This is a genomic window from Brotocaccenecus cirricatena, assembly GCF_020687045.1.
GTDB lineage: Bacteria > Bacillota > Clostridia > Oscillospirales > Oscillospiraceae > Vescimonas > Vescimonas cirricatena.
This window is the reverse complement of the sequence record NZ_JAJEPW010000037.1, coordinates 23018-29017: the sequence shown is the minus strand read 5'-3', so window position 1 is coordinate 29017 and position 6000 is coordinate 23018. Positions and strand designations below refer to the sequence as shown.

Annotated in this window: 8 protein-coding genes and 1 riboswitch; of the genes, 2 read left to right on the top strand and 6 right to left on the bottom strand. The window is 65.1% G+C overall.

Translation table 11 applies throughout. The features are described 5' to 3' along the window. Nucleotides 1–51: 51 nt before the first annotated feature. The 6 genes from cytX to LKD37_RS11705 form a co-directional block, all read right to left on the bottom strand. Nucleotides 52–1224 (bottom strand): putative hydroxymethylpyrimidine transporter CytX, encoded by a 1173-nt coding sequence (cytX, locus tag LKD37_RS11730; protein WP_302929386.1) that lies wholly within the window; start codon nt 1222–1224, stop codon nt 52–54. Then, entirely contained in the window at nt 1221–2018 is a 798-nt protein-coding gene (thiD, locus tag LKD37_RS11725) for a bifunctional hydroxymethylpyrimidine kinase/phosphomethylpyrimidine kinase (RefSeq protein ID WP_302929385.1), read from the bottom strand. Before thiD ends, cytX begins: the two co-directional genes overlap by 4 nt. Before the next feature lie 92 nt (nt 2019–2110). Then, the gene (locus tag LKD37_RS11720; RefSeq protein ID WP_302929384.1) at nt 2111–2767 is read right to left on the bottom strand and encodes an HAD family hydrolase; all 657 of its coding nucleotides are present in this window, start codon (nt 2765–2767) and stop codon (nt 2111–2113) included. Continuing rightward, a complete protein-coding gene (gene thiE / locus LKD37_RS11715) occupies nt 2764–3405 on the bottom strand; it encodes a thiamine phosphate synthase (protein ID WP_302929383.1) in 642 nt (213 codons plus the stop codon). The genes LKD37_RS11720 and thiE overlap by 4 nt, the downstream gene beginning before the upstream one ends. Continuing rightward, a complete protein-coding gene (gene thiM / locus LKD37_RS11710; protein ID WP_302929382.1) occupies nt 3392–4213 on the bottom strand; it encodes a hydroxyethylthiazole kinase in 822 nt (273 codons plus the stop codon). Before thiM ends, thiE begins: the two co-directional genes overlap by 14 nt. A 65-nt stretch (nt 4214–4278) precedes the next feature. Next, a riboswitch (TPP riboswitch) is annotated at nt 4279–4388 on the bottom strand. 48 nt (nt 4389–4436) lie between these two features. Further along, nucleotides 4437–4679, bottom strand: a complete 243-nt coding sequence (locus LKD37_RS11705; protein ID WP_302929381.1) for a PF20097 family protein — start codon at nt 4677–4679, stop codon at nt 4437–4439. Between the two features lie 131 nt (nt 4680–4810). On the opposite strand from LKD37_RS11705, the gene dusB reads away from it, so the two are divergent. After that, on the top strand, nt 4811–5779 hold the full coding sequence (gene dusB / locus LKD37_RS11700; RefSeq protein WP_302929380.1) for a tRNA dihydrouridine synthase DusB: 969 nt from the start codon (nt 4811–4813) through the stop codon (nt 5777–5779). A gap of 31 nt (nt 5780–5810) precedes the next feature. Further along, nucleotides 5811–5993 carry a hypothetical protein gene (locus LKD37_RS11695; RefSeq protein WP_302929379.1) on the top strand — a complete coding sequence of 61 codons (183 nt, stop codon included), beginning with the start codon at nt 5811–5813 and terminating at the stop codon, nt 5991–5993. The last annotated feature ends 7 nt before the right edge of the window (nt 5994–6000 follow it).

The window sequence follows — 6000 nt, the reverse complement described above, 5'->3', positions numbered from 1 at the left end:
CGCCGCCCGGATGGGCGGCCTCTTCTGCGTTTGCGCTGGGGGAAAAGGGTGTTATGACTGCTTCACGGAGGGCTTCAGCTTCTCCGCGATGACGCACAGAAGGATGGTCAGGACCATGTCCGGCAGGGTATAGCCCACGGGGGTGTCCACGCCCATCAGCAGGCGATAGGCCACGAAGCCGATCAGCCAGATCACCAGGTTCCGGGCGTCGGCGGCCACGGCGAAGCGGTCCCGGCGCAGAAGGAAGTGGTCGGCGATCTGGACGGCGATCATGGGGGCGAACACGGAGCCAATCAGGTACAGGAAGTTGGTGATATCGTCCATGGGGAACAGGATGGCCCCGGCCACGCCCACCAGGGTGGTGACGATGGCCACGGTTTTGCCGCTGAGCTTCCCGGACAGGGACTCGGCGGAGATGCCGGCGGACCAGGCGTCCAGGAAGGTGGTGGTGACGGTGGAGAACACCAGGATCACCAGGGCGGCGATGCCCAGACCGGCCTTCACCATGATGACGGCGATGTCATACTCGCCGGTGAAGATGGCCGCGCCCATGCCGATGACGTACATCCAGCAGGACACCAGGCCATAGGTGACCACGCTGGCCACGGTGGCCCGGACGGGCTTCTGGGCCTGGCGGGTATAGTCGCTGATCAGGGGCAGCCAGGACAGGGGCATGGCCACCGCCAGCTCCACCGCCGCGCCGAAGGTCAGGCCCTCGCCGCTGGGGGCGGCCATGGCGCTGCCGGAGAAGAAGATCACCTTGCACAGCACCAGGGTCAGCACAAACAGGGCGGCCATGGTGATCTTGTTGATCCAGCCCAGGTCGGTGACGCCCACCACGATCCACAGGATGATGAGCCCGCCGATGACCAGGCACCACACCCAGCGGCCAACATCGAAAATGCCGCCGATGGCCAGGGCGCCGTCATAGATCATGATGGCGGTCCAGCCCACCAATTGCAGCACGTTCAGCAGGGCGAACAGCAGGCCGCCCTTCTGGCCGAAGCTCATTTTCACGGTCTCCATGGCGCTGCGGCCGGTGCGGCCGCCGATGAGGCCCGCCAGCAGCATCATGCCGCAGCCGATGACGTGGCCGATGAGGATGGCCAGCAGGCCCTTGCCCATGCCCAGAGGGGCGAAGGCCGTGCCGGTGAGGATCTCCGCCAGGGATACGCCTGCCCCGAACCAGATCAGGGCGTTCTGAAAGGTGGAGGTCTTTTTCATTCCGCAAAGCCTCCCTTCAGGTCAAACATGTGGTTCATGGGGCCGGAGCCGCGGCCCAGGTCCAGCATGGCGGCCAGCGCCCCGGAGATATAGGCTTTGGCCCGCTCCACGGACCGGTCCAGGTCATAGCCCTTGGCCAGGTTGGCGGCGATGGCGCTGGACAGGGTGCAGCCGGTGCCGTGGGTGTTGGGGTTGGGGATGCGCCGGCCCCGGAACCACTTGCCGCTGCCGTCCCGCCACAGTAGGTCGTCGGCGTCGTTGATCTGGTGGCCGCCCTTGCACAGCACGGCGCAGCCATACCGCTGGCTGATGGTCCGGGCGGCGGCCTCCATGCCGGCGGCGTCGGTGATGGTGAGGCCGGAGAGGATCTCCGCCTCGGGAATGTTGGGCGTCAGGACCGTGGCCAGAGGCAGCAGCTGAGAGGTCAGGGCCTGGATGGCGTCGTCCCGCAGGAGCTTTGCGCCGGAGGTGGCCACCATGACGGGGTCCACCACCACCCGCTCCGCGCCGTACTGCCGGAGCTTTTCCGCGATGACGGCAATCAGCTCCGCAGAGGAGACCATGCCGATCTTCACCGCGTCGGGGACGATATCCGTGAATACGGCGTCCAGCTGCTCCGCCAGGAAATGGGGGGTGGACTCCAGAATATCCGTGACGCCGGTGGTGTTCTGGGCCGTCAGGGCCGTGACCGCGCAGGTGGCGAATACGCCGTTGGCGGTCATGGTTTTGATATCGGCCTGAATCCCGGCGCCTCCGCTGGAATCGCTTCCGGCAATGGTCAATGCTGTTTTCATGCTCATTTCTCCTTTCGATGTTAACACAGCACAGTTTTATAACGCGATGCAAGGTGGTGCCCCCAATGCACCGCGAAGGAACACATTTTGATTCAGTTTTCGTTATTCAGCCGCTCCCAATGGGCGGGGAGCCGGGCCAGGGAGGTGAGATATACCTCCGCCGCATTCCGCAGGCCCTGCTGATCCGCCTCGCCGTTGGCATCGAAAATGCCCACGGTGCGATAGCCCGCTGCGGCGGCGGTTTGCAGGGCATAGAGGGAGTCCTCCGCCACCAGGCACTGCCGGGGCGGCACGCCCTGGGCCGCCAGGTGATAGATATCCGGCCGGTGCTTGCTGACGCCCAGCTCGCCGGTGGTGTAAATGGCCCGGAAATACGGCAGAAGGCCCAGCCGCTCCAGAGCCCGGGTCACATGGGTCCGGGGACTGGAGGTGGCGGCGGTGACGGTTACGCCCCGGTCCCGCAGAAAGGCCAGAGCCGTCCGGGCTCCGTCCTTTTCCGGGACCTCGTTATAGTAAAAGTCCCGCAGCATGGCGGAGAGGTCTGCCAGCACGTCCTCTTCCGGCGGCAGGGGATAGTGGGTCCGGAGATAGTCCGCCCCCTGCTCCATGCTCATGGAGAACAGAAGCTCCCCCAGGCCCGGCTCCGGCGTCAGCCCCCGGTGCAGCAGATACCGGGCTCCCAGGTCCCTCCAGATGGACATGGAGTCCAGCACCACGCCGTCCAGGTCGAATATGGCGGCGCGGATCATGAGCGCAGCATCTCCTCCGTGGCGGCCTTCAGGTCAAGGCTCGCCCGGCGGATGTCCGCCGCGCCGTAGATAGCGCTGATAACGGCGATGCCGCAGATGCCGCTGCCGGAAAGCTGAGACACATTGCCGAGGCTGATGCCGCCGATGGCCACCACGGGAATGGACACGGCCCGGCAGATGGCCTGCAGGGTGTCGTAGGACACGTCGTCGGCGTCGTCTTTGGAGCCGGTGGGGAACACCGCCCCCACCCCCAGATAGTCGGCCCCGTGCTTTTCCGCCAGCAGGGCCTGCTCCACCGTCTGGGCGGATACGCCGATGATCTTGTCCGGCCCCAGCTTCCGCCGGACGTCCAGGGCCTCCATGTCGCTCTGGCCCACGTGGACGCCGTCGGCGTCCATGGCCAGGGCGATGTCCACGTTGTCATTGACGATGAAGGGAACGTGATAATCCCGGCACAGGGCCTGAAGCTCCCGGGCCTCCGCCAGGAAGGCGGGCTCCGCCAGGGACTTTTCCCGCAGCTGCAGCATGGTGACGCCGCCCCGGAGGCTCTCCTCCACCACGTCCCGGAGGCTGCGGCCATTGAGCCAGTGGCGGTCCGTTACGGCGTACAGCAGCAGGTCCTGCTCAGCGCACTTCATACTTGGCCCCCTTGTCCAGCGCGGCGCCGTCCATGTTGTAGATGGCGTCGATGATGCGGTTGCGGTAGGTGGAGTTGCCGTCCCCCGGGGCCATGCGGCTCCAGCCGGTCTCACCGGCCAGACCCATGGCGCACACGGCAGCGGCGGCGGCTTCCAGACGCCGGTCGGGGTTGGCCACCACAAAGGCGGTCATCATGCCGGACAGCTGGCAGCCGGTGCCGGTGATTTTACCCATCTCCGGCCGGCCGTTGCGGATGACAAAGCAGCGCTGGCCGTCGCTGACCAGGTCGATGGCCCCGGTGACGGCCACGATGGCATGGCTGCGCTGGGCGAAGTCCTTGACAAAGGCCACGGCGGAATCCAGATTCTCGTCGGATACGGCGTCGGACACGTCGGCGTCCACGCCACGGGTTTTGCCGCTGCCCAGGGCCAGGGTCTTGATTTCGGAGATGTTGCCCCGGATCACGGTGAAGGGCAGCTGCTCCATCAGGTCCACGGCGGTGTTGGTGCGCAGGGCGGAGGCGCCGGCCCCAACAGGGTCCAGCAGCAGCACATGGTGCAGCTGCGCCGCCTTCTTCCCGGCCCGGTGCATCCCCTGGATGCTCCGCTGGTTCAGGGTGCCGATGTTGATGTTCAGACCGCCGCAGATGGAGGTGATGTCCTCCACGTCCTCCGGCTCGTCGGACATAATGGGACTGCCGCCGCAGGCCAGCAGAATGTTGGCCACGTCGTTGACGGTGACATAATTGGTGATGTTGTGGACCAGCGGCACGGTTTTGCGCACGTTGTCCAGGCAGATTCCCAGCATAGAAATACACTCCTTACAGCAAAAAATGCGGACATGCCAAAAAAGGCATATCCGCATGGCTTGGAGCGTGTGCGTCGGTATGTCCCTACGTTGGCATTATCCAAATCAGGTTGAAGGGTCTGGGCGATGACAGCCCACTCTCAGCCCGCTGCGGCGAGCTCCCCTGTTGACGTAGGGTATGATAACACCAATTTTCGGGTTTTGCAAGGGGAAATTTGGAATTTTATAGCGGGAGATGGCGAACGGAGTAGTCCAGGATGATTTTTTTGCAGCGAGGGCAGTTGAATGCTTCCGCAGCTGCGCCGCCGAAAACGGACGAACCGGAATCCGCCAGCGTGATGGCATCCTTCTTCAGCCCGGCCAGCGCAGCCACAGCACCGGCTTCCCGGGACCAGTATACGCCGTCCCGGCTCTGGATGACGCCCGGGGTCATTTCTTCCCCGCAGAAGGGACATTTCATCGGCATAGAGACACCTCCATAATCATCAGATTGGCGAGATTGTAGCATAAAACCGGGGAAAAAGCAAGAAAGGCTTCCTTTTTGAAGCAATCTGTGATATACTGGGCGAAAAATACCCGAAAAGGGAGGGATGCGGGATGAAAATCGGAACGGTGGAGGTGCCCTCGCAGCTGGTGCTGGCCCCCATGGCGGGGGTGACGGACCTGGCCTTCCGGCTGATCTGCCGGGAGCTGGGGGCGGGCCTGACGGTCACGGAGATGGTCAGCGCCAAGGCCCTGTGCTATCAGGACAAAAAGAGCCGGGGCCTGCTGAAGCTGTCCCCCGGGGAGCACCCGGCCAGCGCCCAGATTTTCGGCAGCGACCCCGTGTGCATGGCGGAGGCGGCGTGTATCGCGGCGGAGATCTCCGGGGCGGACCTGATCGACATCAACATGGGCTGCCCGGTGGGGAAGATCGTCTCCAACGGCGACGGCAGCGCCCTGATGCGGGACCCGGAGAAGGCCGCCCGGATCGCCCAGGCGGTGGTGGAGGCCTCGCCGGTGCCGGTGACGGTGAAAATGCGCCGGGGCTGGGACAAGGGCAGCATCAACGCCGTGGAGCTTTCGCAGATGCTGGAGCAGGCGGGGGTGTCGGCCCTGGCGGTCCATGGCCGCACCCGGGCCCAGATGTACGCCGGGCAGGCGGACTGGGTCACCATCCGCCAGGTGAAGGCGGCGGTGTCCATTCCGGTGATGGCCAACGGCGACGTGTTTTCGGCGGAGGACGCCGTGAAGATCCTGCACTTCACCGGGGCCGACGCCGTGATGATCGGCCGGGGCTGTCTGGGCAATCCCTGGCTGTTTCAGCAGGCCCAGGCGGCGCTGGAGGGGCAGCCCATCCCGCCGCTGCCGCCCCTGGCCCAGCGGTGCGACACCGCCGTGCGGCAGATCGAGCTGGCGGCCCGGGACAAGGGGGAGCACATCGCCATTCTGGAGGCCCGGAAGCAGTACGCCTGGTATCTCAAGGGCGTGCCCCACGCGGGATATTACAAGGAGCAGATCGTGCGCATGAACACGCTGGAGGATATGTACCGGATTACGGAGGGCATCCGCCGGGACCTGATATAAGGCGGGCCCAAGGAGGAAAAGGAGGAATTCTATGCACAAGAGAAAGCAATGGATCGTGGCGGCGGGGTTGGCCCTGTGCGGGCTGCTGCTGGCTGCGCTGACCCTGGGACGGCCCCGGGATGTTCCCGAGACAAGCCGGGACAGCGCGCCCTGGCCGGTGGTGCGGGTGGTCCCCGCCTGGAACGGCCTCCAGGCGGAAAGAAACGTGTACTGACCCGGCT

Coding starts and splice junctions, on each gene's coding strand:
- cytX (WP_302929386.1), bottom strand. CDS start 1,224: ATGAAAAAGACCTCCACCTTTCAGAACGCCCTGATCTGGTTCGGGGCA.
- thiD (WP_302929385.1), bottom strand. CDS start 2,018: ATGAAAACAGCATTGACCATTGCCGGAAGCGATTCCAGCGGAGGCGCC.
- LKD37_RS11720 (WP_302929384.1), bottom strand. CDS start 2,767: ATGATCCGCGCCGCCATATTCGACCTGGACGGCGTGGTGCTGGACTCC.
- thiE (WP_302929383.1), bottom strand. CDS start 3,405: ATGAAGTGCGCTGAGCAGGACCTGCTGCTGTACGCCGTAACGGACCGC.
- thiM (WP_302929382.1), bottom strand. CDS start 4,213: ATGCTGGGAATCTGCCTGGACAACGTGCGCAAAACCGTGCCGCTGGTC.
- LKD37_RS11705 (WP_302929381.1), bottom strand. CDS start 4,679: ATGCCGATGAAATGTCCCTTCTGCGGGGAAGAAATGACCCCGGGCGTC.
- dusB (WP_302929380.1), top strand. CDS start 4,811: ATGAAAATCGGAACGGTGGAGGTGCCCTCGCAGCTGGTGCTGGCCCCC.
- LKD37_RS11695 (WP_302929379.1), top strand. CDS start 5,811: ATGCACAAGAGAAAGCAATGGATCGTGGCGGCGGGGTTGGCCCTGTGC.